The organism is Magnetospirillum moscoviense, assembly GCF_001650635.1.
GTDB lineage: Bacteria > Pseudomonadota > Alphaproteobacteria > Rhodospirillales > Magnetospirillaceae > Magnetospirillum > Magnetospirillum moscoviense.
The window spans coordinates 17,870-41,935 of record NZ_LWQU01000011.1 but is presented as its reverse complement, the minus strand read 5'-3'; the positions used below and the strand labels follow the sequence as shown (position 1 = coordinate 41,935).

Sequence of the window (24,066 nt, the reverse complement as noted above, 5' to 3'; positions counted from 1 at the left end):
CTTTACCGGTTAACGGGCGAAATGGCCAAGGGCGGCCTTGACCAGGTGGTAGGTGAGCAGCAATTGCGACAGGGCCAGCGAGTGACTTTGCGCCGGCTGGCCGGCATGGTCGATGAACTGGCCCAGGGGGGCGCGCAGATGGTGGGCCTCGGGGATCAGGCTCCACAGCAGGTCTTCCACCGCCTTGGCGCGTCGCGATTCGATGTCGCCCGCGATGTCCAGCACATCGACCGGCTTACCGTCGGTGTCGCGGGCCAGGGCCAGACGGAAGCCCGACTTGCCGCCGGCATCCAGCACCGGGCCCAGATCGGGGTGGGGCAGGGTCGGGCGCAGCAGGTGGCGGGCATTCAAGCGCGCACCGCATTCATCGGGCTGGGTCTCGGGCGGGGCGAAGCGGACCACGATGTCGGCGAAGGTCCGTTGCGGATGGATATGGGCCTGGCTGTCCTCGGCGCGGCGCTCCAGCGACAGCTTGACCTCGTCCTCGCTATAGCCGCGCTCGGCGCAGTCGCGGGCCATCTTCCACTTGACCCGCAGCGCCTCGTCGGGATCGACGAACACCTTGACGTCGAAGCAGTCGCGCAGTGCCCGGGTGTGGTAGCCCAGCAAGCCCTCGACGATGATGAACGGCTTGGGTTCCAGCAGAACGGGGCGTTCCAGCGTACCGCGCATGTGGTCGTAGACCGGCTTCAGAATGGGCTTGCCCTGGCGCAGCAAGCAGACATGCTGTTCCAGGATGTCCAGATAGTTGGCGGCCGGGTCCGGGGCGCTGACGCCGAAGCGGCGCCGTTCCGAGCGGGAATAACGGTGGTAATCGTCCGATTGCAGCAAGGCCACCCGGTCCGGCCCCAGGATCGACACGATCCCTTTGGCCAGCGTGCTTTTACCGGCGGCGGAATCGCCGACAAGACCCAGAATGATCGGGCGATCGACGACGCGATTGTTGGGCATGATCGGGTCCCTCACTTTGCGCGCCGATGCCAGCTGGTCAGCAACTGGCGCTCGTCGGCGCCGCCGCCCACCAGCAGGGTCTGGGTCCGTTCGTGGGTGGCGGTGCGCTCGATGCCTTCCAGCAGCAGGCCGGTGGTGATGCCGGTGGCGCAGAACACCACGTCGTCCGAGCGGACCAACTCGTCCACCTTCCACCAGCGCTGCTGGTCGATGCCGGCGGCTTCGACGGCACGGCGTTCGGTCGCCAACTGCGGGTCGATGCGGGCCATGAACTCGCCGCCCATCACCTTGATGGCTGCCGCCGACAGCATGCCCTCGGGGCAGCCGCCGGTGCCCATCAGGGCGTCGATGCCCGAGCCAGGAATGGCCGCCATCAGCGCGCCGGCGACATCGCCGGCCGGATATAGCGCGACGCGCGCGCCAAGGGCGTGGATGCGCTCGACCAGATCGCGGTGGCGCGGCTTTTCCAGCACATAGATGGTCAGGTCCTCGACCGGCTTGGCCAGGATGTCGGACAGCGCCTTCAGCTTGTCCTCGACCGGAGCGTCGGGGTCGATGCGACCCTTGGCGGCCGGGGGGGCTGCGAACTTTTCCATATAGAAAGCCGGGCCGGGGGCGAACAACGTGCCGGTCGGCGCGATGGCCAGGCAGGCCAGGGCGTTGGTCATGCCCTTGGCCAGGAAGCTGGTGCCTTCGACCGGATCGACGGCGATGTCCCAGCGAACCAGTCGGCCGGGATCGCCGAAACGCTGGCCGTGGTAAAGCTGGCTGGTTTCCTCGCGCGGGCCTTCGCCGATCAGGATGCGGGCGTCCAGGCCCAGATTGGCCAATTCGGATTCAAGGGCGGAAATGGCCGCCGAATCACCCTGGCTTTTGTCGCCACGCCCAATCCAGGCATAGGCAGCCCGGGCGGCGGCCTCGGTGGCGCGGCGCAGATCGTAGGCAGAGATCATGCGGCTGGTCCGCACGTCCTTCAGCTCCGTCATCCCCAGGCTTCCTCCCACAGGAATTCTGTTTTTCCTTACTGTCGTCGGGAGGGGCCACGGAGGGAACACCCACCCGGAGGTGACGCCAATCTCTTGTGGAGGGGCGTCAACCTGCCCGAGCGGGGAGGGGGAGTCAATATTTCTGTCACACCGTGAACGACTGGGTGGTCAGTCCCTACCCGGAAGCATGCGGGTCAGCACCGTGTCGCGCAGGATATAATGGTGGCGCAGCGCCGCGCCGACATGCCCGAGCAGCAGGATGGCCAGGCCCCAGGCCATGACCTCGTGCGCGCCCTCGAACAATTCGTGCAGGCCCTCGTTCTTGCCGATCAGGGTGGGAAGCTGCCAGCCGGCCAGCATCACCGCCCGGCCGCCGCTTTGCGACAGCAAGATGCCGTCGATGGGCAGCAGGATCATCAGCAGGTACAGCAGGATATGGCCGGCATGGGCGGCGGCTCGTTCGCGCCCTTGCATGGTGTCGGGCAGGGCCGGCACTCCGGCGCCCAGACGCCAGGTCAGGCGAGCCGACACCAGGATCAGGATCACCACGCCCAGTTCCTTGTGCCAGCCGAACACCTGGCCGCGGAAGTCGCCCTTCGGCAGTTCGCCCATCACCTGGCCCAGCACCCACAGGCCGATGATCAGCAAGGCCATCAGCCAATGCAGGGTCTTGATGGTGGGATTGTAGGTGACGGGTTTCATCAGCGTGTCTCCGCGAGAATGGGAATGTCCCATTCTCGCCAAGACGACATGAACGCTGCCTGAACCGCGCTTTACCTGTTATCGCGGCCCTTGAGGTAGAAGGCCACCGCCTGGGCGCGGTTGCCGACGCCCAGCTTGTCGTACAGGTTCTTCAGGTGGAACTTGACGGTGTTGAGCGAAATGTCCAGCTGGCTGGCCATCTGCTGGTTGGTCAGGCCGCCGGCCAAGGCGGCCAGCAACTCGCGTTCTCTGGGCGTCAGGCCGGCCAGCGGGTCGGACGCCAGGCTGGAGACGTCGATGAACGGGAACACCATGCGCCCGGCGGCCACCGCCTGGATGGTGTCGATCAATTGTTCCGGCGGCTCGCGCTTCGAGCAGAAGCCGGCGGCGCCCAGGGTCATGGCCTGGCGCGGCACGTCGGGGTTGGGGCTGCCGGTATAGACGATCAGGCGCGGGCTGTCGGCCTTGCCGCGCATCGCCTGAAGCACGGCGCGGCCGTCCATATAGGGCATTTCCCAGCCGATGATGCCGACGTCGAACGGCAGACGCTCGACCGCTTCCATGAAGCGTTCGCCGTCGTCGGTGACGGCGACCAGGCAAAATCGTTCGTCCCCTGCGAACAGTTTGACGAGGCTGCTTTGCAAAAGCGGATTTTTCTCGGCGATGACGATGTCGATCGGTCGGTTGGCTTGCGCGCCCATTGTGTTTGTTTCCTCCCGGGCGCACGGACTCCCAATGGCCCTGCCCAGTGGGAGGGTATATTAGCGTTATTATCCGGAAACGCAAATGAAAAGAGTAGGTTTTGTCCTACCCTTGCACTGCAGCATAACAAAAAACCCCCCGAAAGGGGGGTACATTGGAGTGAATCTAGGGTGAATCGGGTGGCTGCCCGTTGCCCAAGGTCATCAGCACCCGCTCCAACTCGGCCGCTGGCAGCGGCGGGGCCAGAACATAGCCCTGGATTTCGTCGCAGCCCATGTCGCGCAGCGCGTCGAGTTGGTCCTTGGTCTCGACACCTTCGGCGATAATGCGCCGCCTTAGCGAATGGCCCATGGAAATGATGGTCCGGGTGATGGCCGCACTGTCAGGGTCGGTGCCCAGGTCGGCGATGAAGGCGCGGTCGATCTTGATGGAATCGACCGGGAAAATGCGGATCACCGACAAGGACGAGGTGCCGGTGCCGAAATCATCCATCGACAGGCGGATGCCCATGTCCGACAGGCGGTTCAACAGGGCGACGGCGTTCTTGGTGTCCTTGGCGACCATGCCTTCGGTGATCTCGAATTCCAGCGCCTCGGGGCCGATGCCGCAGCGGTGCAGGATGCGTTCGACCATTTCGACGAAACCGGGGGCGCGCAACTGGCGCACCGACAGGTTGATGGCGATGCGCGGCGCCATCATCGAGCGATCGGTCCATGACCGATATTGCCGACAGGCGGCGTCGATAGCCCATTCGCCGATCCGGCCCATCAGGCCGGATTCCTCCATCACCGGAATGAACTTGGCCGGCGACACCACGCCCAGATCGGCCGCGTTCCAGCGCAGCAGCGCCTCGACGCCGGTGATGGCCCCGGTGTTCAAATCCTGCTTGGGCTGGAAATGCAGCGCCAGTTCATCCAGCTCGATGGCGCGCAACAGGCCGTTCTTGATGGCCAGACGCTCTTCGACGGCGGCGTTCATGTCGGCGGTGTAGAACTGGAAGTTGGCCTTGCCCAGTTCCTTGGCACGGTACATGGCGGCGTCGGCGTTCTTCAGCATGGTGGCGGCATCGCCGGCATCGTCCGGGAACACGGTGATGCCGATCGAGCCCGACACGAAGGCTTCCTTGCCGGCCAGGTCGAACGGTTTCTTCAGGGATTCCAGCACGCGGCCGGCTACCAGCGGGGCATTCTGATAGGTGCCCAGATTGGGCATCAAGATGGTGAACTCGTCGCCGCCCAGGCGGGCCACGGTGTCGCCGGAACGGATGCAGCCCGACAGCCGGCGGCCGGCTTCCTGCAACAGCAGGTCGCCCATGTCGTGGCCCAGCGTGTCGTTCACCAGCTTGAAGCCGTCGAGGTCGATGAACATCAGACCGACCATCTGGCCGTTGCGTTCGCCCTGGCTGACCGCCATGGCCAGACGGTCCAGGAACAAGGCGCGGTTGGGCAGGGTGGTCAGGGCGTCGTAATTCGCCTGCTTGCGGATGCGTTCCTCGTCGAGCTTGCGCTGGGTGATGTCCGAGAACACCACCACGTACTGACGCAGCTCGCCTTCCTCGTCATGGATGGTCGAGATGCCGACGCGTTCGGCATAACGCTCGCCGTCGCGGCGCACGTTCCATTGCTCGCCCTGCCAGCGGCCCGAGGTGCGCGCGGTGTCATACATCAGCAGGCCGGCCTGGTGGTCCATGCCGTCCTGGGTCAATTGCGGCGGCTTGCGGCCGATCACTTCCGACGGCAGCCACCCGGTGATCTGGGTGAAGGCGGGATTGACGGTGGTGATGCGCAGGTCGGAATCCAGCACCATGATGCCTTCCGAGGCGGTCTGGAACACCTGGGCCGACAAGTCGTTGCGGCGGGCGATGCGGCTGAGCTCGCGGGTGCGCTCCTCCAGCCGATGGACCGAGCGGACCAGCGAATCCACCGCCGGAATCGAGCCGCTCAGCGCGCAGGCGGCGATGGCGAAGGCCCCGTCGCCCAGATCGCGTCCCGACAGCCGCATGGTATGCCAGGCCCCGTCGGCGGCCCGCAGCATCAGAGGCGCGCCGCACGACGGATCGGCCAGCGGGTCAAGCCCCTTGCGCAGACGGGTGCGGTGATCTTCGTGAAGCAGGTCGGTGAAGGGGCGGCCGATCAGGTCAGCGGCAGCGTGGCCCAACAGGTCGGCGCCGGCACGGTTGATCCAGGCGATGCGGCTGCCCCGACACAGACACAGCAGGTCACCGCAAAGATCGACCAGTTGGTCAAGCTCGTGCGGGGTGGGAACAGACATGTCGTGGGCAAGTTTCATCCTGTCGCGAAACCCCAAGGAAGAACCGTTGCGGCCCTACCATATCCGATGGGGTGCGGCGACAAAAGGCGGATTAGTTAAAGGGCAGGGCGTCGGCGGCGGCGCGGCGGAACATCGCCTTGGCGACGCGGACCATGCCGGTGTCGGTGGTGGCGGCCGGGGCGGCGGCGACCTCGATCTCGGCCGGCTGGGTGATGGCAGCCGGAACGGCGACCGTGTGGGCGACGGCCACCGGCTCGGCCTTGGTGGCCTGCGGCTCGGGGAACATTTCGACCGCGCGGGTCAGGGCTGCCTGCTGGATGGCCGGCTTCTTGGAATTGCCAAGGTTGCCGGGCTGCCAGACGAAACCGTCGGTGCGATAGGTCCGGTTGCCGTAATCGCCGACGGCGGCGTACCACACGCGCACCTGGCTCCAGTCGTTCTTCGGCGACATGTCGATGACGGAGACGTTGGTGGTGACTTCACCGCGGCCGGTGCTGCGGATCGGCGCCCAATTGGCGTGATCGACCAGGATGACGCGGTTGCTGACCACGCGGGTCACCACCGAGACGTGGCCATGGCGCATCTTGCCCTGACGGGCGAACACCAGTACGCCACCTTCGCGCGGGGTGCGGCCCCGCTCGTAGATTCCGGCGGCGGCATTCCACCACTGCCAGGCGTCACCCTTCAGCTGAAGGCCGGAAACTTCGCGGGCGTAGGGTACGCATTGGATGGCGAAAGCAGGAAGCGACAGCACCGACAAAATCAGCGTCAGCGCGATGCGCAGCATTGCCTTCCTCATCCATCCCTCCCGTTCGTTGCCTTATCAGTTGCGCCGATTGTGTCGATGAAGAAAGCCGATGGCAACCACTTTTGACTCAAATTTTAGGGAATTTTTCATTATGTCGGATACGCACAGGGGGGCTTGTGGATAAATACGCACAGGCCAGGCGGGCTGGGGGTTTGCCGGGAACGGGTCTGGGCGTATGATGCCGCCGTTTCAATCCCCGGATGGGAGGATGATCCGTTGACGTGTCTGAAGGCGGCCATGGTCGCAACGATGGTGATGGTGGTGGCCATGCCGGTCGCGGGTGAAGCCAGCGAACCGCGGCCGATGACGGCGCAGGTTCCGGGGGCGGCCGCTCCGGCCGATCAGCGGCCGCTGGTGATCGCCTCGGGCGAGGTGACCGGCTACTACTTCCCGGCGGCCGGCGCGGTGTGCCGCATCCTCAACAAGGAGCGGCCGCAGGGGCGCGGCTGCGCGGTGATGCCGTCGTCGGGATCGGCGGCCAACATCGCCTCGCTGCGGTCCGGCGAGGCCGACCTCGCCATCTTGCAGGCCAGGGCGGCACAAATGGCCGTGCAGGGCCGCGAAGGGTTCAAGGAAGCGGGGCCGTTCCCCGATCTGCGCGCCATCATGAGCCTGCACGGCGAGACGGTTCTGGTGCTGGCCCGCCAGGGGGCGGCAATCAAGGCCCTGGCCGACCTCAAGGGCAAGCGGGTCAATCTGGGGCGGCCGGGTTCGTTCCAGCGCGGCATGGCCGAGGCCGTGATCGAATCCGCCGGCCTGACCGAGGGCGACCTGTCGCCGGCGGTGGAATTGGACCTGTCGGACCAGGCGGTGGAACTGTGCGAGGGCAATATCGACGCCGCCTTCTTCACCGGAATCCACCCGATGACCGAGGCCCAGGCGGCGATCGACGAATGCGACGCGGTGGCCATCCCGGTGTCCATCAAGGGGGCCGAGGCCTTCCTGAAAAGGTCGCCGTGGTTCGCCCATGCCATGATCCGCAAGGGCACCTATGAAAGTCTGAAGGAAGACCTGGCCTCGCTGCAGGTCAAGGCCGTGCTGGTCGGCACCACCCGGCTGTCGGCCGACGATGTCAGTGGTGTCTTGAAGGCGGTGCACGCGAATTTCGGTTCGTTCACCCGCCTGCATCCGGTCTTGAAAGGCCTGACCAAAAACACCACAGCCAAGGAAGGCCTGACCATCAAGCCGCATGACGGCGCCGACCGCTTCTACACGGAGACCAATCTGAGGTGACCGCCCTGCTCGAGTCGCTGCCTCCCGCCGAACTGACCAGCTTGATCCTGGCTGGCGAGGAGGTGGCGCGCTTGGAGCAAGCGCTGCGGGCGGCGGGCGACGATCCGGCCGGCCTGTTGACCGGCGGTGGCCGCGTCGCGCCGTTTCGCCATTATCCCGAGGGCGACGTCTATGATTTCGCCACCCACTCCCAGTTCTACTATCACATCCATCGCGGCAACGAGTACGGCCACATCCATCTGTTCCTGCGGCCCAAGGGCATGCCGCCCGAAATCCGTCCGCTGATCGGAATCGAGGGCGAGCCGGACGCGCCCTGCCATCTGATCGCCGTCGGTTTCGGACCCGATGGCAGCGCGGCGGAATTGTTCACCACCAACCGCTGGGTGACCGGCGAGGCCTGGTATTCGGCCGAATCCGTCGCCCGCATGCTGCCGTATTTCTCGGTGACGGGGGGGCGGCACGCTCGGGTGGGGGCGTGGCTGACGGCCTTGGTGGCGCTGTTCCGCCCGATCATCGTCGCGTTGGCCTGCGAGCGCGATGCCGAGATCGAGCGCTGGCGCCAAGCCCATCCCGGTGCCGATGCCCTGGATGACGCGGCGCTCGAGGTGACGTCGCGCCGCCAGATCTCGGTGTCGGCGTGGCGGGCCGATCTGCAAAACGCGCTCGAGCGATAAATCAGGCTCTCGTGAATAAAGTCCACTGAGCGAAGCGAAGGACTTTTACGCGGACAACAAAAAAGGCCGCCGGCCCAGTGGGCGCGCGGCGGCCTTTCTTCGGATATCCGGTCCGGGCGTCCAAGGGAACGCCCGGACCGGACGAAGACTACTTCAGGGTCTTCAGGTAGGCGACGACGGCGGCGACGTCTTCCGGTTTCTTCAGGCCGGCGAAGGCCATCTTGTTGCCGGGGATGGTGCCCTTGGGGTCGGCCAGGTACTTGCCCAGGGTGGCATCGTCCCAGGTCAGGCCCGAGGCCTTGTGGGCCTCGGAATACTTGAAGCCTTCGGCGTGGCCGGCCTTCTTGCCGGCGACGCCGGCCAGCGACGGGCCGACGCCATGCTTGCCGGCTTCGACCTTGTGGCAAGCCTTGCACTGGTTGAAGGCGGCCGGAGCCTCCTGGGCGTTGGCGACCACGGGGGCCAGCAGCAGGGCGGCGACAGCCAGACCGATCTTCTTCATCATCATCTCCCAAAACTCGATTGTGGGTTGGTCAAAGGAACTTAAAGCTTGTCTCGACATCGGGGCGGGCAACGGGATTTCCGCTGATCCGCTTCGCAGGATAGGGTCACTTCGTGGCGGAAGTTGGGCTTGATCGCGGCGGCAGGGCGGCGGGCCTGAAAAAGGCCAGGGCCGGCGCGATGGAATGCGTTCTCTCCCTTGGGTCTTCTGTCGAGGTTCTTGGCGCGGGCGGCATTATGTTTCAGGACGCGCTGAACTTCAACCTCATCTAGCTGGCAAAAGCCCCCAAAAGGCGGGTCATTTCGGAATCGGCGTAGGGCTTGGCCGGAACGGCGCCCCACACCGGATTGGGCCAAGCCGGGTCGGTGGTGAAGCGGGCGATGACGTGGACATGCAGTTGCTGCACCACGTTGCCCAGCGCGGCGACGTTGATCTTGTAGGCCTGGGTCAGGTTCTGCAGCCGTTGCGATGCCGCCGCGATCTCCTCGATCAGGGTCTGGCGGTCGCTTTGGTCCAGTTCGTGGATTTCGGTCACGCCGTGGCGGCGCGGCACCAGGACCAACCACGGATAATTGGCGTCGCGCATCAGCATGACCCGACACAGCGGCCAGTCGGTTACCGGGATGGTGTCGGCCGTCAATCTGGGGTGCAACTCGAACATTGATTCCAGCTCCTCGTTGCCAGTCGTTGCTATTCGCGGTATCACCAGCGGCAACGCCCCCACCGCCAAGGGACCTTGATGCGCCGTCGCCGCCTCCGCACCCGAGCCGAGTTCAACCCGCTCGCCGCCCTGGCCCGGATGATCCCCCGGCTTTGCCTGCTGCTGCTGGTCTTGCTGCCGGTGGCCGAGTTGGTGGCTGGGATCGTCTTGCTCAGAATACCCGAGCCGCGTCCGAACGCCAGTTCCACCTTGAGCGATCAGCAGATATCCCAGCTCTACGGGGTCGAGGATGCCGGCCCGGTGCGCGAGATGTTGGGCGAAATGCGCGACCTGGGCGATGCCGGTTATTGGCCGTTGGTCGAATATCGCATGAAGCCCTTCGCGGGAAAGCACGTCACCGTCGGGCCCGATGGCTGGCGGATGGTGCCCCGTGTCGAGGGCGAAGGCGCCAAGGTGTTCGTTTTCGGCGGTTCCGCCGTGTTCGGGACCGGCAATGCCGATGGCCAGACCATCCCGGCCTATCTTGATACCTTGCTGCTCGAGGCCGGCAAATCGGCGCGGGTGTTCAATTTCGGTGTGCCCGGCTGGATTTCGACCCAGGAACGAATCGCGCTGGAGCAGATGGTGGTGGCCGGCAACAAGCCGGACCTGGCGATCTTCATCGATGGGTTCGAGGACTTGCGGCGCTGCGATGGTTCCGACCGCACCGCCTTCAGCGAGCAATTGGCGGCCACCGAGGCCAAGCCCAGCCTGGCGACCATGGTGGCCCACTCGGCCCTGGCCAAGCTGGCAGGACGGCTGCGGTCGCCGCCGGCCAAGGGCCTGCTGCCGTTGGTCTGCACCCACGATTCCGAGGTCGAACGGGCGCTGGCCCGTCTTGAGGTCAATCGCCGCATGATCTTGGCGATGGCCGACCGTTTGGGCTTCAAGGTGTTGTTCGTCCAGCAGCCGGTGCCGACCTTCGCTTACGACAATGCCAAACGGCTGGTGCCGGTTTCCCCGACCGAGATGGCCCCGCTGGTCGGTGTCGCCAAGGGATATTCCCGCCTGGCCGAGGCCCGCGCCGCCGGTCGGCCGACCGAGCCCGAGACTTTGTGGCTGGCGGAACTGGAACCGGCGACCGGCAATGCCTATGTCGATATCGTCGATTACAGCCCGTCCTTCAACCGCGCCATCGCCGAAACGGTGGTGCGCCACGTGCTCGACAAGTCCCTGCTTCCTTGATTGGGCTCGCCTTGACCCGTCGCACGCGCTGGCTGTTCCTGTTGGTCCTGCCGGCCCTGTTCTGGGCCGGCAACGCCGTGATGGCCCGGGCCAGCGTCGGCGATATCCCGCCGGTCGCCTTGAATTTCTGGCGCTGGGTGTTGGCCCTGGCCCTGCTGGCGCCGTTCACCCTGCGCGACCTGTGGCGCCATGCCGACATCGTGCGCGCCCATTGGCATCACCTGCTGGCACAAGGCCTGGTCAGCGTCGCCGCCTATAACGCCCTGCTGTACCTGTCGCTGCAGACCACCACCGCCATCAACGCCACCCTGGTCGGCAGTTCGTTGCCGCTGATGGTACTGCTGCTGGCCAGGTTGTGGCTGGGCGAGCCGATCCGTGGTCGCGCCCTGCTTGGTATTGTCGTGTCGGTGGCCGGGGTGGCTCTGGTGGTGACCAAGGGCCAGCCGTGGCGGGTGGCCGAGGTCGGGCTGACGCCGGGCGACGCCATCATGCTGGCCGCCACCTTGTCGTGGGCGCTTTACTCGGTGATGCTGAAGCGCTTCCCGGTTCCGCTGGCGCCGTTCACCTTGCTGACCGCGCTGATGATCGTCGGCGTGGTGGCGGCGGCTCCGTTCTATCTGTGGGAGGCGGCGATGGGGGCCTCGCTCGAGCTTTCCGCGCGCAATCTGGCGGTGATCGCCTATACGTCGGTGTTCGCCTCGCTGGCGGCCTATTATTTCTGGAACAATGGCGTGGTGATCGTCGGCGCCGCCACCGCCGGCCAGTTCACCTATCTGATCCCCCTGTTCGCGGCGATCCTGGGAATCCTCCTGCTGGGCGAGGAGTTCCGCACCTTCCACGCCGCCGGCGCCGCCCTGATCTTCGGCGGCTTGTTCCTGGCCGGACGCAAGAAAGCCTAGTCCCCCAGGTTCCGCAGCATGTCGGGGGTGATCAAGGTGACGCCCTTGTCGCTGCGCAAGAAACGCTGGGCATCCAGCACCGGGTCCTCGCCGACCACCAGCCCCGGTGGGATGGTGCAGCCCTGATCGACGATGCATTTCTTGAGCCGGGCATGGCGGCCGATGTCGCAGTTGGGCAGGACCACGGTGTCCTCGACCAGGGCATAGGAATTGACCCGGACGTTCGAGTAAAGCAGCGAGCGGCGCACGGTGGCGCCCGAGATGATGCAGCCGCCCGACACCATGCTGTCCACCGCCATGCCGCGGCGCTCGTCATTGTCGAACACGAACTTGGCCGGCGGCAATTGCGCCTGATAGGTCCAGATCGGCCACGAATCGTCGTAGATGTTCAAGGACGGCGTGATGGTGGTCAGGTCGATATTGGCTTCCCAATAGGCGTCCAGCGTGCCGACGTCGCGCCAGTAATGTTCGGTGGCGCCGTCATGCATGACGCAGGAATCCTGGAAGCGGTGCGCCACCAGCCGATGCTTGCCGACCAGGCGGGGGATGATGTTCTTGCCGAAATCGTGTTCGGTTCCGGCGGTCTCGGAATCCTCGAGCAATTGCTCGTACAGGAAATTGGCGTTGAAGATATAGATGCCCATGCTGGCCAGCGCCTTGGTCGGGTCGGTGGGCGTGGGCCGCGGATTCTCGGGCTTTTCGTCGAAACGGATGATGGAATCGTCATCGTCCACGGCGATGACGCCGAAGCCCTTGGCTTCCTCCAGCGGCACCTCAAGACAGGCGACGGTGGTGTCGGCGCCGCTGGCCATGTGGTGGGCCAGCATCTTGGCGTAATCCATCTTGTAGACATGGTCGCCGGCCAGGACCAAGACGAATTCCGGCTTGTGGCTGCGGATGATGTCGAGGTTCTGGTAGACGGCATCGGCGGTGCCCTTGTACCAGGCCTCGCCGTCGGTGCGCTGCTGGGCCGGCAGCAATTCGATGAACTCGCCGAACTCGCCGCGCAGGAAGCCCCAGCCGCGCTGAATGTGCTGGATCAGCGAATGCGCCTTGTACTGGGTCAGCACGCCGACGCGGCGGATGCCCGAATTGATGCAGTTGGACAAGGTGAAGTCGATGATGCGGAACTTGCCGGCGAACGGAATGCCCGGCTTGGCGTGCCAGTCGGTCAGCGCGCCCAGGCGCGAGCCGCGCCCGCCGGCCAGCACCAGCGCCAGCGTGCGCCGCAGCCGAAGGTTGGCTTCCCATTCATGGCCGGTCCGTTCGTCATGCTTCGCCATTCCCGCTCCCTCTCTTGTCCGTGCCCCCGGGGCATTGGTGCCACAATCGCCGGGCGGATACAACCGCCCCCGCCGGGTGGGTGGTTCCGCTTTCGCCGCCGGTCGGGTTGGGCTAGGCTTAGGCATTGCAATTTCGTGGCACAGGGGATTGGGTCATGCGCGTGCTGTTCGCTTCGTCCGAGGTGTTTCCCCTGGCCAAGACCGGCGGGCTGGGCGACGTGTCGGGGGCGCTGCCGGCGGCGCTGACCGAGGCCGGCACCGACATTCGCGTGCTGATGCCGGCCTATCCGGAAGCCCTGGACCTGGCCGAAGGCAAGCGCCAGGTCGGCGATCTGGGCGACCCCTTCGGGATCGGCGACACTGTGTCACTGGTCTCGGCCAAGCTGCCGGGATCGGGGGTGCCCTTGTGGCTGCTGGACTGCCCGGCCATGTATCGGCGGGCCGGCGGGCTTTATCAGGACCGGGCCGGCAACGATTATCCCGACAATCTTTTGCGCTTCGGCCTGCTGTCGTGGGCGGCGGCCCGGCTGTCGACCGAGGACAGCCCGGTCAAGTGGCGGCCGCAAGTGCTGCACGGCAATGACTGGCAGACCGGCCTGGCCCCGGCCTATCTGCATGCCTGGGTTCCGGCCGAGCGGCCGGCGACCGTGTTCACCATCCACAACATCGCCTATCAGGGCGTGTTCCCCAAGGATTCGGTGCCGCGCCTGGGCCTGCCGTGGGAGCTGTTCCAGATGGAGGGGCTGGAATTCTATGACCAGCTGTCGTTCCTGAAGGCCGGCCTGTTCTATAGTGACCGCCTGACCACCGTCAGCCCGCGTTACGCCCGCGAAATCCAGGCGGCGCCGCACGGTTCGGGGATGGAAGGGCTGTTGGCGCACCGCGCCGCCGACCTTGACGGCATCTTGAACGGTGCCGATTACCGGGTCTGGACCCCCGATTCAGATCCGTTCCTGCCGCACACTTACGTGCCGTCCGACTTCACCGCCGGCAAGGCCGCCAACAAGGCCGCCCTGCAGGCCGAGTTGGGCTTGGCCATCGATCCGGCCGCGCCGCTTCTGGTGGTGGTCAGCCGCATCAACGACCTGAAGGGCCTGGACATGGTGCTGGCGGCGATGCCTGCCTTGCTGCGGATGGGGGCGCAGGTGGCGGTGGTCGGGACCGGCGACCATTCGCTCGAGGAAGGCTTCCGCGCTGCCGCCGCCACCAGCCCGCGTCAGGTCGCGGTGACCATCGGCTATTCCGAGAAGCTGGCCCACCAGTTGCTGGCGGCCGGCGACATGCTGTTGATGCCGTCGCGTTTCGAACCCTGCGGCCTGACCCAGTTCTACGCCTTCCGCTACGGCACCGTGCCGGTGGTGCACGCCACCGGCGGCTTGGCCGATACCGTGGTCGATGCCACCTATGATGGGCTGATGACCGGCACCGCCACCGGCTTCACCTTCGAGCACGCCAATGCCGGCGCCTTCCAATGGTGCGTCGAACGGGCCGTCGGGCTGTTTCGCCAGCCCGAAACCTGGACCAAGATCCAGAAGACCTGCGTCGCCCAGGATTTCAGCTGGAAGCGCTCGGCTGCGCGCTATCAGTCGCTGTACCAGGGGCTGGTGCCGCAGGCCGGCGGCAAGCGTCGCAAGGGGGGCGTCTGATGGCCGGGCTGCCGGCGCTGATCGCCGACATCGGGGGAACCCACGCCCGCTTCGCCCTGGTCGATGAAAGCGGTGCCATCGGCGAGATGATGGTCTATCGCTGCCGCGAGCATGCCGGCCCGGCCGAAGCCGCCCAACTGTTTCTCGATCATATGAAGCCGGCGAAAGCGCCGGTGGCCGGTGCCTTCGCCGTCGCCTCGGCGCTGTCGGGCGATCGGGTCGAGATGACCAATGCCGCCTGGTCCTTTTCCATCGCCGAACTGCAGGCCAGGTTGGGCTTCGAGCGGCTGCAGGTGGTCAACGACTTCACTGCGGTCGCGCTGTCGGTGCGCCATATCCACGGTGCCGACCTGATGACGATGGGCGGCGGGGCGCCTCTTGCCGGCGCTCCCATCGCGGTGCTGGGGCCGGGGACCGGCCTGGGGGTGTCGGGCCTGGTGCCGACACCATCGGGCGAGTGGGTGGCCCTGGCCACCGAGGGTGGCCACGTCACCATGGCCGCCACCGACCCGCGTGAAGCCCAAGTGTTGGATATCCTGCGCGCCCGCTACGGCCACGTTTCGGCCGAACGGGTGTTGTCGGGGCCGGGACTGGTCAACCTGTACCAGACGCTGTGCACGCTGAAGGGCGTCACGCCTGCGGCCGAGGTGACGCCGCCCTGGGTGCTGGAACAGGCCGGGGCCGGGGGCTGCCCGGTGTGCGCCGATACCTTGCGGATGTTCTTCGCCATGATGGGCACGGTTGCCGGCAATTTGGCGCTCAGCCTGGGCGCCAAGGGCGGCGTGTTCATCGCTGGCGGCATCCTGCCGCGCGTCAAGGATGCCTTTCGAACTTCGGACTTCCGCCGTCGCTTCGAAGACAAGGGCCGTTTTGGCCCCTACCTGTCCGAGATCCCGGTCTGGTTGATCCTGCATCCAGAACCGGCATTTGCCGGCCTGGCGGCCATGTGTCGCCGGGATGAACCCATTGGCGAGTAACCGTGTGTATGGGGTGTTGAGTTAGGGTGGGCCGCCCATAGTAACAGTGGAACCGCGCCAGTGGGGTGTCCATGCTTGCCGTACTAGGCCTGTCGATTTCGCTGCAAATTGCAGCAGCCCTTGTGGCCCTGGGCATCGCCCGTCGCGATGGCTGGAGTCTGGGCTGGCTGGTGTTGAGCGCCGGCATGATCCTGATGGTGTGGCGCCGGGTCCATGCGTTGCTCGATTGGCTGGCCGGCCGCCCGATAGACGAGATGTCGGAACTCATCTTGCTGGCCATCTCGGCGCTGGTGGCCATGGGGGTGGGATTGCTGGCCCGGTCCTTCACCACCAAGATAATCCTGGCCGAGGAACTGGCCGAGGCCAAGCGCGAGGTCGAACGGTCCAGCCAGGCCAAGACCGAGTTCCTGGCCAATATCAGTCACGAATTACGGACGCCGTTGAATGCGGTGATTGGCTTCTCGCAGGTCATGCGCAACGAGATGCTGGGGCCGCTGGGCAGCGCGCGCTATCGCGAATATGCCGCCGGCATCGAGGAATCCGGGCAGCATCTTCTGCAATTGATCGACGACATCATGGATGTGTCGCAAATCGAATCGGGCCGCGTCGATCTGCGCGAGGAACAAGTCCATCCGTCGGAATTGGTGGAATCCGTGGCCCGTCTGATCCGTCCCAAGGCCGACAGCAATCGGGTGCTGCTGTTCGTCGAACCGATCGCCGATCTGCCCGAGTTGCGGGTCGATGCCCGCCGCATCAAGCAGGTCTTGCTGAACGTGCTGTCCAACGCGGTCAAGTACACCCCGGCCGGCGGCCGGGTGGAACTCAGGTGTCGTGTCGCCGAATCGGGTGATTTCGTCTTCGAGGTCTCGGACACCGGCATCGGAATCCGCCCGGGTGACATCGACCGCGTGTTGCGGCCGCTGGATCGCGGTGAATCCAGCTATACCCGCAGCTATGACGGCCCCGGCCTTGGTCTGCCGATCGCCCGCGGGCTGGTGGAATTGCATGGCGGATCGCTGAAGCTGGACAGCTTCCCCAATAACGGCACCCAGGTCGTGGTTCGCCTGCCGGCCGCCCGGGTCGTCAAGGCCGATGCCGCCGCGGCCCAGGCGTGATCAGCGACCTTATCCTGAAAAGTCCGGGTTAGCGCAGCGCGGCGCTTTGGCTGGCGACAGCCAGCGGACCGTGCTGATTGGGCGCAAAGCCCATGCTAGGCGAGAACGCCACCGCGAAAAAGACCGCGCCGGCATAAAACGACGTCAGCAGCAGGACCCGAAGGGCGTTGTCGGCCGAGAGGCCGTTGGGCGAGACGGGCGGCGAGACATCCTGGGGCATGGCTTACTCTTAGGGTGTAGGTTTGCTGAGTGAAAGCTTACCCTTTAGGAGTAGTGCCTGTCAATATCCTCATATTGAAAACGCGAAGCCGTCGGTCAGTCGCGCCGACGTTCGATCTCGATGCCGACCGAGGCGGCCTCGGCGTAGACGTCCAGCTTTTCCACCCGCACCCGCACCGAATTGACGCGGTCGTCGGTCAGGCACAGGGCGGCGATCTTGTCGGCCAGGGTCTCGACCAGATTGATGTGGCCGTTGGCCAGCATGGTCTTGATGCCTTCGATGATGTCCTCGTAGGACACGACGTTGGCGATGTCGTCCGATTGCGGGCCGGCCAGTTCGAACACCGCCATATCGACGTTGACGCGGACCCGTTGGGGGGCCAGCAATTCATGGGCGTGGATGCCGATCGAGCACTTCAAGACCAGGTCGCGGACCAGGATACGGTAAAGCTGGGTGTTTTCGCCCTTTGCGAACATCTGTTCCTCGTCTTGCGGTCAGGCGACCAACTCGCGCATCGCCATCTCGTCGGCCAAGCGGACGCCGTCGTCGGCGGGCAGGGCGTCAAGCAGCGTGCGGATGGTTTGGCGGTGGATGGGGTGGACGATCGACGCCGCGATGTCGGCCAGCGGGATCAGGGCGAAATGACGTTCGGTCAGGCGGGGATGCGGGATGACAAGGTCGGGGCTGTCGTGCGCGATGTCGTCATACAGCAAGATGTCGAGGTCGATCAGCCGCGGGCCATAGCGCACCGAGGCGACCCGGCCGATGGCGGCTTCCAGGCGCTTCAGTTCGGCCAGCAAGGCCGGTGGCGTCAACGTGGTCGACAGGCGCACCGCCATGTTCAGGAAGGCCGGCTGCTCGGTGACGTAAAGGGGTTGGGTTTCGTAGACCTTCGAGCGGGCCTCGACCCGGCCCACCGCCTCAAGGGCGTCGATGGCCGCCCTCAGGTTGGCGAAGCGGTCGCCCAGATTGGTGCCCAGACCCAGATAGACGATTGCCATGCCTTCTCACCGTCGGAATGAAGGGCGCATTAATCGGTCAGATCGAAACCAAAGGCAAGCGCCGTGGATGAAGGCCGTTCAGACCTGCATCGGCTGGGGCTGGGCCGGCGCCCATCCCGACGACATCGCGATGCGGACCGCCTGGGCGCGATTGGCGGCGCCGATCTTGCGGTAGACGTTGCGCAGATGCACCTTGATGGTGATTTCCTGCAGGTCCAGGGCGATGGCGATTTCCTTGTTGGTCCGACCTTCGACCAGCAGCAGCAGGATTTCCGCCTCGCGCTTGGACAGCTTGTCGAAGGGGGCGGGCACGCCGTTCGGTCGGCAAAAATTGGGCGAGGGCGGCATCCCGTTCAGGCCGCCCGGCGTCTCGAAGAAGGTGCTGGACGGCAGGTATTTCTCGCCCGACAGGACCAGGCGCAGGGCGTTGACCATGGCAGCGCCGCTGACCGTCTTGGGGATGAAGCCCGAGGCGCCGGCCTGGACGGCGGCGACGACGTGATCGCGGGTGGAAAAGCCCGACACCACCACCACCGGCACCGACGGATACTTGGTCTTGACGCGTTCGATCCCCTTCAAGCCGTCCATGCCGGGCATCATCAGGTCCAGCAGGATCAGGCCCAGATGCTCGGCCGTGGCGGCGGCGGTCAGGGCTTCGTCCAAGGTCGCGGCGTCCAGAATCTCGGCGGTGGGATCAAGCTCGTGCAAAAAAGGCTTCAAGCCGTCGCGCACCAGCTTGTGGTCGTCGGCGACAAGAATTTGCATGGAACGCACCTCCGCTTTCCGTCGCACCCGGCAACGGCGTAGCGGTACTATACTGAGGCGTTTAGGGGATGCCAACCAAAAGGAATGGCGTTTGGCGGCGGGCTGGCCCTACTCGCCGGGCGGCTGAAGGAAGTCGATGACGATGTCGCCCAGGCGGGCCAGGGCCACCGGTTTCTTCAGCACGGTGCAGCGATCGTCTTGCAGGTTTTCGGCCAGTCGCTCGGTGGCGCCCAGATGGCCGGTGACGATGATGATCGGCAACAGCGGGTCGAAATCGCGCAGCCGTTCGACCAATTGCTCGCCGCCGCCGGCCGGCATGCGCAGATCGGTGATCACCACGTCGGCCGGGTCGCGCATGAAGGTCTCATAGGCCTGGCTGCCGCTGGTGCACAAGGTGACGCGGTGGCCCAGTTCCTCGAGATAGCGCCCGACGGTGGCGGCGGCGGTCTTCTCATCATCGACCACCATGATATGGCCGGTGGCCGTCAACTGATTCTGTGGGGGCGGCACCACTTCGGGGTCGTGGCCGATGCCGGTCAGGTCATCGACGGGAAGCGTGATGGTGAAGCAGGCGCCGATGGCGCGGTCCTGGATTTCCAGTCGCCCGCCCATCGAGTTGATGATGCCGAAGCTGACCGACAGGCCCAGGCCGGTGCCGCGTCCGGCCTCCTTGGTGGTGAAGAAGGGTTCGAAGATACGGGGACGCACCGCGGGCGGAATGCCCGGGCCGGTATCCTCGACGGTGATGACCAGCCCGTCGCCGCGGCGCCTGGCCGACACCGCCACGGTAGCGACCCAGCCGCCGGTCTGGTCGGCCTGCTTTTCCTTGAGCGCATGGTGGGCGTTGGACAGCAGGTTCATGATCACCTGCTCGAGCTGGACCCGGCGCCCGCGTACCGGCACCATCGCCTCGGGCAGATCGGTCTCGACCTCGATTTCGTCGGGCCGCATCTGGCCTTCCAGCACCGCCAAGGCCGACCGCACCGCGCCGATGGCGTCGAACACCTGGATCGGCGACGAATCGCGGCGCGAGAAGATGCGGATATCGTCGATGATCTCGGCGGTGCGCTGCGACTGCTCGGCGATCAGCTCGAATTGCTGGGCCTGCCATTCGGGCGTGGCCTTGCCGCGCTCCATGAACAGCAGCGCCCCTTCGGCGGTCAGGCGGATGATGTTCAGGGGCTGCGACAATTCGTGCACCAGGCCGGCGGCCATTTCGCCCAGGGTGGCCAGCTTCGAGGTCTGCACCAATTGTTCCTGCACCTGACGGCGTTCGGTGACGTCGCGGATGACCAGGAACCGGGCCGGGTGGCCGTGATAGGCCACCGAGCTGCCGACCACTTCGGCGTCGAAGGGGGTGCCGTCGATGCGGCACATCGGATGCTCGGCCAGCACCCGGCCGGTTGGCGGGTTGGCGACGCGGCGCGCGATGGTGTCGCGCATTTCGGCCGGGACCAGATCGACGATGTTCAAGCCGGTCATCGGGCGGCCCTCGGCCCCGAACACCCGCCCGGCCGCCGGGTTGGCGTACAAGATGACGCCTTTGGAATGGACCAGGATGGCGTCGGGGGTCATCTCGACCAGCGAGCGGTAGCGTTCTTCGCTTTCGGCCAGGTCGCGCACCGCCTTGTCGTGCTCGGCCTTGATGCGAAGCGCGCGGACGCCATAGGTCAGGTTGCGGGCGACGTCTTCCAGCAGGCGTACGGTGTCGTCGTCGAAGGCGGCGGGTTCCCCGGCATAGATGTTCAGGGCGCCGACGATGTCGCCCACCTCGCCCAGCGGCAGCGACACGACCGCGCGAAAGCCGTGGCGGCTGGCGGCCTCGCGCCAGGGGGCGAAGTCGGCATGGGTCTCGATGGACCGGACCACCTGGGTCCGGCCGGTGCGAATGGCGGTGCCGACCGGCCCGCGCCCCAGCGGCCCGTCATCCCACGCCACACTGATTTCCTGAAGATAGCTGCGGCCCTGGCCGGCGGCGGCAACCGCCGACACCTCCCTGTCCGGGGTGTGCTCGGGCATGCCGACCCAGGCCAGGCGGTAGCCGGCGACATCGACGGCGATGCGGCAGATGTCTTCCAGCAGCGACACCTCGTCGGCGGCCTTCAGCAACGCCTCGGTGGCGCGCGTCAGCGTCGCGACCGCACGGTCGATCATATGCAGTTGGTCGGCGACGCCGTGGGCGAGCATGAGCGGGGGGATGCCTTTCCGGCTGAAGCAGTTCGTCGAACATGGTACTCGTACCTGTGCTCGATGCGAAAGGGTTCCTAGGGGTTAATACCCGAGACGTTCGGAAGGATTTGCGATGCGATGGCTGCTGGTGCTGGTGAGTGTGCTGATGTCGTTGGGGGCGGTGCCGGCCGTCGCCGCCGAGCGGGCGCTGGACCTGCTGGATCCCGCCGTGTCCTACACGGCCGATTTCACTGTTTCCAGCGACAAGGGCACCTATAGCGGATTGCTGTGGCACCAGCATGGCCGCGAGCGCCGGTCCTACATGACCAAGGGCGGCAGCCAGACCATCCTGATCCGGCGCGACCTCGATTCCGCCTGGATGATGAAGCCGTCGGGGAAGTGGTATGTCGGCCTTAGCCTAAGGGCCCTGGGGGTCATCGCCGGTGGAATCGACAATCTGACCGTCAGCCGTACCCCCTTGGGCGACGAGGATGTCAACGGCCATCGGACCACCCGCTACCGGGTGGTCGGGCAGGGGCCGCGCGGCGGTCGCTTCGACGGTGACGCCTGGTTCACCCGCGAGGGCATCATGATCAAGGCCGCCGGCACCCTGACCGGTCCCGACGGCCGCCACATCCCGGTCCAGACCGAACTGAGCCGCCTGATGATCGGCCGGGTCGATCCAAAGAATTTCGAGCTGCCGTCGGGCTGGATGGGAATGGACCTGCGCTCGGTTCCGGCGGAATCGCTGGCCCAGGCGCTGGAGAGCTTGAAGCCGCTGCTGGAAGGCCGGTAAGGTTCTGCCTTTGGCGCCCCGTCCCGGGGCCGTTCAGACGCCACGCGGGCTTGGCGCAATCCGGTAGCCGGATTGCTTACCAGGTCCGAACGCGGCCGGTGTCGATGTGAACGAATTGCGAGGCCGGATAGGTGCCGACACCGCCGGCCTTCAGCATCTTGGCGGCGCGGCCGACGATGCGGGTGCTTTTTCCGGGCATGCGGATATCCACCGCCTTGCCGGCCATGTGCAGGCTGCCATGGGCGACGCCGTCGGTGGCCGAGGCCAGAATGGCGTTGGTCTGCGGCGACCGGTAGCCGGAAATAATGTGGATGGCGCCCTTGTTGCCCAGCTTCTTGTGCACGGCGACCATCAGGTCCAAGAGGCGCGGGTCCATGGGATGGGTCTCACCCGAACGATGGTCGCGCAGCATGCGGTTCACCTGCGTCAGCGCCTTGGGCAGATAGCGCCCTTCCGCCCAATAGACGGTCTTCAGCCATTCGCCGGTATGGATGTTGTAAAGATGCAGCCCGCGTTCGGGCATGGCGCGGACGGCGGCTTCCACCGGGGAAACCAAACAGGCCCCGGCGATCGCGGCCAAGCCGCCCGCCAGAAACGAACGACGCGATAGCGTCCCTTCGTCCTTGCTCTGACCTTCGAAACCCATGACACCCCCCTGAGGTGAGGCGAAATTCATACCATCGAGTGTGGGGGCTGAGTCAACCTCTCAGGTGTGGACCTTAGAGATGTTGCGCACAATCTAGTTGGCGGGGCCCACCCGGGCCGGGCGCTTCAGGGCGGCCTTCAGGCGGGCATCATGGCCGTAAAGGTCGTCGCGAAAATGGACGGTGCCATCCTCTTCGGCCCAGGCGGTGAAATACATCAGATAGACCGTCAGCGCCTTGTCCAGCTTGATGGTCTTGGTGTCGGCGGCGCTGATCAGCTCGGGCACCTTGTCGGCCATCTCGCCGCCGATCAGCGACTTGGCCAGGTCCAGCGGACGTTCCAGGCGCACGCAACCATGCGACAGAGCCCGGAAGATGCGGCCGAAATACTGGCGCTTGGGGGTGTCGTGCAGATAGATGTCGTCGGAATTGGACAGGTTGAACTTGATCTGGCCCAGGGCGTTGTCGGGGCCGGGACGCTGGCGCAGTCGGCCGGGAAAGCGCGATTGCCGCGACCAGTCGATGCCGATGCCCTGCTGCTTGGCCGAATCGCCGTCGAAGGCGTCCAGGATGACCATGTTGTTGGCCACCAGATAGTTGGGTTCCTTGCGCAGCTTGGGCAGGATCTCCTTGGTGGCGATGCCGGGCGGCACCGTCCAGGTCGGGTTCAGCACCACCGAACTGAGCGTGGTGGCCATGGTCGGTGTCGGGCTTTTGACGTCGCCGACGACGACGCGCATGGCCAGGTCGATGCGGCCCTCGCGCACCAGTTCCAGGTGCGCGGCCGGCAGATTGACGGCGATGTGCGACGAATCCAGCCGGTGCGGCATCCAGCGCCAGCGTTCCAGGTTGGCCTGGACCTGGCGCATCCGCTCTTCCGCCGGCACGTTCAAGGCGGTCAGGGTCTGCTTGCCGACGAAACCGTCGGGCTCGATACCGTGGCGGTTCTGGAAGGTCTTCAACGCGTCGGCAAGCGGCTTGTCCAGGCGCTTGCCCTTGTCGTGCGCGGCGGCCAGTTCGCCGGTCATGATCAGGCGGCGGCGCACCAGCAACAGGCGCTCGTCCTCGGCTTCGGCCTTGATCGAGGTGCCATCCGGGATGACAGGCCAGCCGCCGGCGGCGACCAGCTTGCGATAATGCTCCAGCGCGAGCTTCAGGCGCTGATAGCCGGCATAGGGCGGCGGCAGCACTTCCAGCAGGGCGGCGACATCCTTGCCGGACGACAGGTCGATCAGGAAGCGGGTGGCGTCGAAGCTTGGCCGCGTGTCCGGCCCCATGCCGCCGACCGAGCGGGTCGGCGCGATGCGCCCGGTCGCCAGGTCGTGGCCGAAGCGGGCCAGGGCGTCGCTGATCAACAGGTCGCGGTCGATCGCCGAATTGGTGGCGGGAATGGCGTAATTGTCGGCCGACAGCCCCTCGCCGGCGGCGACGGCCAGGATATCGCCGACCACCCGCTCGCCCTTGCCCTCGGTCCAGGCCAGGCGGTGCCCGCGCTGGCGATAGAAGCCGGTCAGCGGGGCAGGGTCCAAGGTGCGGTCGCCGATTTTCGGCGCCGCCTCGGATTCCAGCCGCTTTTGCAGGTCCCCGGGCGTTTCGGCGGCGCACGCCGGCCAGGCAAGCGACGCCAGGGCCAACGACAAGCCGATCAGGAAAGGACGAGCCAGGGACACGGGAAAACCACTCGGCATGAATAAGGATGGCGGCGCGGTTCATGGATATCCGCCCCCTGCCGCCCGAAGTCAATCCTTGTGACAATTTTGCCCATTTACGCCGGTCGGGTGCGGCACAAGTGCCACATCCAACCTAGTGTCCTGCCCCAGAAATTCGCAAGTGAATT

Annotated in this window: 25 protein-coding genes; 9 read left to right on the top strand and 16 right to left on the bottom strand. The window is 65.8% G+C overall.

Translation table 11 applies throughout. From position 1 onward, the window contains the following. Positions 1-9 precede the first annotated feature (9 nt). The 6 genes from A6A05_RS00610 to A6A05_RS00585 all read right to left on the bottom strand — a co-directional run bounded on the left by A6A05_RS00610 (position 10) and on the right by A6A05_RS00585 (position 6,411). Positions 10-951: a phosphoribulokinase gene (locus A6A05_RS00610; RefSeq protein WP_068496441.1), complete on the bottom strand. Its 942-nt coding sequence runs from the start codon at positions 949-951 to the stop codon at positions 10-12. A gap of 11 nt (positions 952-962) precedes the next feature. Next, positions 963-1,937, bottom strand: a complete 975-nt coding sequence (glpX, locus tag A6A05_RS00605; protein WP_068496438.1) for a class II fructose-bisphosphatase — start codon at positions 1,935-1,937, stop codon at positions 963-965. A gap of 168 nt (positions 1,938-2,105) precedes the next feature. Next, entirely contained in the window at positions 2,106-2,639 is a 534-nt protein-coding gene (locus A6A05_RS00600; RefSeq protein WP_068496436.1) for a cytochrome b, read from the bottom strand. Positions 2,640-2,710: 71 nt separating this feature from the next. Continuing rightward, positions 2,711-3,340 (bottom strand): LuxR C-terminal-related transcriptional regulator, encoded by a 630-nt coding sequence (locus A6A05_RS00595; protein WP_068496434.1) that lies wholly within the window; start codon positions 3,338-3,340, stop codon positions 2,711-2,713. Positions 3,341-3,506: 166 nt separating this feature from the next. Beyond that, positions 3,507-5,612, bottom strand: a complete 2,106-nt coding sequence (locus tag A6A05_RS00590) for a putative bifunctional diguanylate cyclase/phosphodiesterase (protein WP_172822154.1) — start codon at positions 5,610-5,612, stop codon at positions 3,507-3,509. 91 nt (positions 5,613-5,703) lie between these two features. After that, positions 5,704-6,411, bottom strand: a complete 708-nt coding sequence (locus A6A05_RS00585; protein WP_082910585.1) for a CHAP domain-containing protein — start codon at positions 6,409-6,411, stop codon at positions 5,704-5,706. A gap of 225 nt (positions 6,412-6,636) precedes the next feature. Here A6A05_RS00585 and A6A05_RS00580 point away from each other — a divergent pair, with 225 nt between their 5' ends. Together A6A05_RS00580 and A6A05_RS00575 are read left to right on the top strand one after the other, a co-directional pair. After that, entirely contained in the window at positions 6,637-7,653 is a 1,017-nt protein-coding gene (locus A6A05_RS00580; protein WP_245644104.1) for a TAXI family TRAP transporter solute-binding subunit, read from the top strand. Continuing rightward, positions 7,650-8,327 (top strand): DUF6969 family protein, encoded by a 678-nt coding sequence (locus A6A05_RS00575; protein WP_156520829.1) that lies wholly within the window; start codon positions 7,650-7,652, stop codon positions 8,325-8,327. Before A6A05_RS00580 ends, A6A05_RS00575 begins: the two co-directional genes overlap by 4 nt. A gap of 148 nt (positions 8,328-8,475) precedes the next feature. Here A6A05_RS00575 and A6A05_RS00570 read toward each other — a convergent pair whose 3' ends face one another. Continuing rightward, complete coding sequence (locus tag A6A05_RS00570; protein WP_216635727.1) at positions 8,476-8,835, bottom strand: c-type cytochrome; 360 nt, start codon at positions 8,833-8,835, stop codon at positions 8,476-8,478. Positions 8,836-8,942: 107 nt separating this feature from the next. Between A6A05_RS00570 and A6A05_RS20505 the strand changes: the two genes are divergently transcribed. Then, the gene (locus tag A6A05_RS20505) at positions 8,943-9,101 is read left to right on the top strand and encodes a hypothetical protein (protein ID WP_156520828.1); all 159 of its coding nucleotides are present in this window, start codon (positions 8,943-8,945) and stop codon (positions 9,099-9,101) included. Here the strand turns inward: A6A05_RS20505 and A6A05_RS00565 are convergent. Then, complete coding sequence (locus tag A6A05_RS00565) at positions 9,098-9,490, bottom strand: HIT domain-containing protein (protein ID WP_068496428.1); 393 nt, start codon at positions 9,488-9,490, stop codon at positions 9,098-9,100. The genes A6A05_RS20505 and A6A05_RS00565 overlap by 4 nt on opposite strands. Before the next feature lie 78 nt (positions 9,491-9,568). On the opposite strand from A6A05_RS00565, the gene A6A05_RS20500 reads away from it, so the two are divergent. Continuing rightward, positions 9,569-10,714, top strand: coding sequence for an SGNH/GDSL hydrolase family protein (locus A6A05_RS20500; RefSeq protein WP_068496427.1), 1,146 nt, complete (start codon positions 9,569-9,571; stop codon positions 10,712-10,714). 11 nt (positions 10,715-10,725) lie between these two features. Next, positions 10,726-11,613: a DMT family transporter gene (locus tag A6A05_RS00555; protein WP_156520827.1), complete on the top strand. Its 888-nt coding sequence runs from the start codon at positions 10,726-10,728 to the stop codon at positions 11,611-11,613. Here the strand turns inward: A6A05_RS00555 and glgC are convergent. Then, on the bottom strand, positions 11,610-12,896 hold the full coding sequence (gene glgC, locus A6A05_RS00550; protein WP_068496423.1) for a glucose-1-phosphate adenylyltransferase: 1,287 nt from the start codon (positions 12,894-12,896) through the stop codon (positions 11,610-11,612). The two genes, A6A05_RS00555 and glgC, sit on opposite strands and share 4 nt — an antisense overlap. Positions 12,897-13,051: 155 nt before the next feature. Between glgC and glgA the strand changes: the two genes are divergently transcribed. The 3 genes from glgA (at position 13,052) to A6A05_RS00535 (ending at position 16,634) form a co-directional block, all read left to right on the top strand. Next, positions 13,052-14,542, top strand: a complete 1,491-nt coding sequence (gene glgA / locus A6A05_RS00545) for a glycogen synthase GlgA (protein WP_068496421.1) — start codon at positions 13,052-13,054, stop codon at positions 14,540-14,542. Then, a complete protein-coding gene (locus A6A05_RS00540; protein ID WP_068496419.1) occupies positions 14,542-15,519 on the top strand; it encodes a glucokinase in 978 nt (325 codons plus the stop codon). The genes glgA and A6A05_RS00540 overlap by 1 nt, the downstream gene beginning before the upstream one ends. Before the next feature lie 71 nt (positions 15,520-15,590). Beyond that, entirely contained in the window at positions 15,591-16,634 is a 1,044-nt protein-coding gene (locus A6A05_RS00535; RefSeq protein ID WP_082910582.1) for a sensor histidine kinase, read from the top strand. A gap of 28 nt (positions 16,635-16,662) precedes the next feature. On the opposite strand, the gene A6A05_RS00530 is transcribed toward A6A05_RS00535, so the two are convergent. The 5 genes from A6A05_RS00530 to A6A05_RS00510 all read right to left on the bottom strand — a co-directional run bounded on the left by A6A05_RS00530 (position 16,663) and on the right by A6A05_RS00510 (position 20,807). After that, complete coding sequence (locus A6A05_RS00530) at positions 16,663-16,854, bottom strand: hypothetical protein (protein WP_068496416.1); 192 nt, start codon at positions 16,852-16,854, stop codon at positions 16,663-16,665. Between the two features lie 95 nt (positions 16,855-16,949). Then, positions 16,950-17,330: a dihydroneopterin aldolase gene (locus A6A05_RS00525; RefSeq protein WP_068496414.1), complete on the bottom strand. Its 381-nt coding sequence runs from the start codon at positions 17,328-17,330 to the stop codon at positions 16,950-16,952. Between the two features lie 18 nt (positions 17,331-17,348). Further along, positions 17,349-17,855, bottom strand: a complete 507-nt coding sequence (gene folK / locus A6A05_RS00520; protein ID WP_068496411.1) for a 2-amino-4-hydroxy-6-hydroxymethyldihydropteridine diphosphokinase — start codon at positions 17,853-17,855, stop codon at positions 17,349-17,351. 78 nt (positions 17,856-17,933) lie between these two features. Then, complete coding sequence (locus A6A05_RS00515) at positions 17,934-18,620, bottom strand: response regulator transcription factor (RefSeq protein WP_068496409.1); 687 nt, start codon at positions 18,618-18,620, stop codon at positions 17,934-17,936. Between the two features lie 108 nt (positions 18,621-18,728). Beyond that, positions 18,729-20,807: an ATP-binding protein gene (locus A6A05_RS00510; protein ID WP_068496407.1), complete on the bottom strand. Its 2,079-nt coding sequence runs from the start codon at positions 20,805-20,807 to the stop codon at positions 18,729-18,731. A 115-nt stretch (positions 20,808-20,922) separates the two neighbouring features. Here A6A05_RS00510 and A6A05_RS00505 point away from each other — a divergent pair, with 115 nt between their 5' ends. Then, positions 20,923-21,585 carry a hypothetical protein gene (locus tag A6A05_RS00505; protein WP_068496405.1) on the top strand — a complete coding sequence of 221 codons (663 nt, stop codon included), beginning with the start codon at positions 20,923-20,925 and terminating at the stop codon, positions 21,583-21,585. 76 nt (positions 21,586-21,661) lie between these two features. On the opposite strand, the gene mepK is transcribed toward A6A05_RS00505, so the two are convergent. Both mepK and A6A05_RS00495 read right to left on the bottom strand, forming a co-directional pair. Continuing rightward, on the bottom strand, positions 21,662-22,231 hold the full coding sequence (mepK, locus tag A6A05_RS00500) for a peptidoglycan L,D-endopeptidase MepK (protein ID WP_068496403.1): 570 nt from the start codon (positions 22,229-22,231) through the stop codon (positions 21,662-21,664). Between the two features lie 93 nt (positions 22,232-22,324). After that, positions 22,325-23,899 carry a L,D-transpeptidase family protein gene (locus A6A05_RS00495; RefSeq protein ID WP_156520826.1) on the bottom strand — a complete coding sequence of 525 codons (1,575 nt, stop codon included), beginning with the start codon at positions 23,897-23,899 and terminating at the stop codon, positions 22,325-22,327. Positions 23,900-24,066 lie beyond the last annotated feature (167 nt).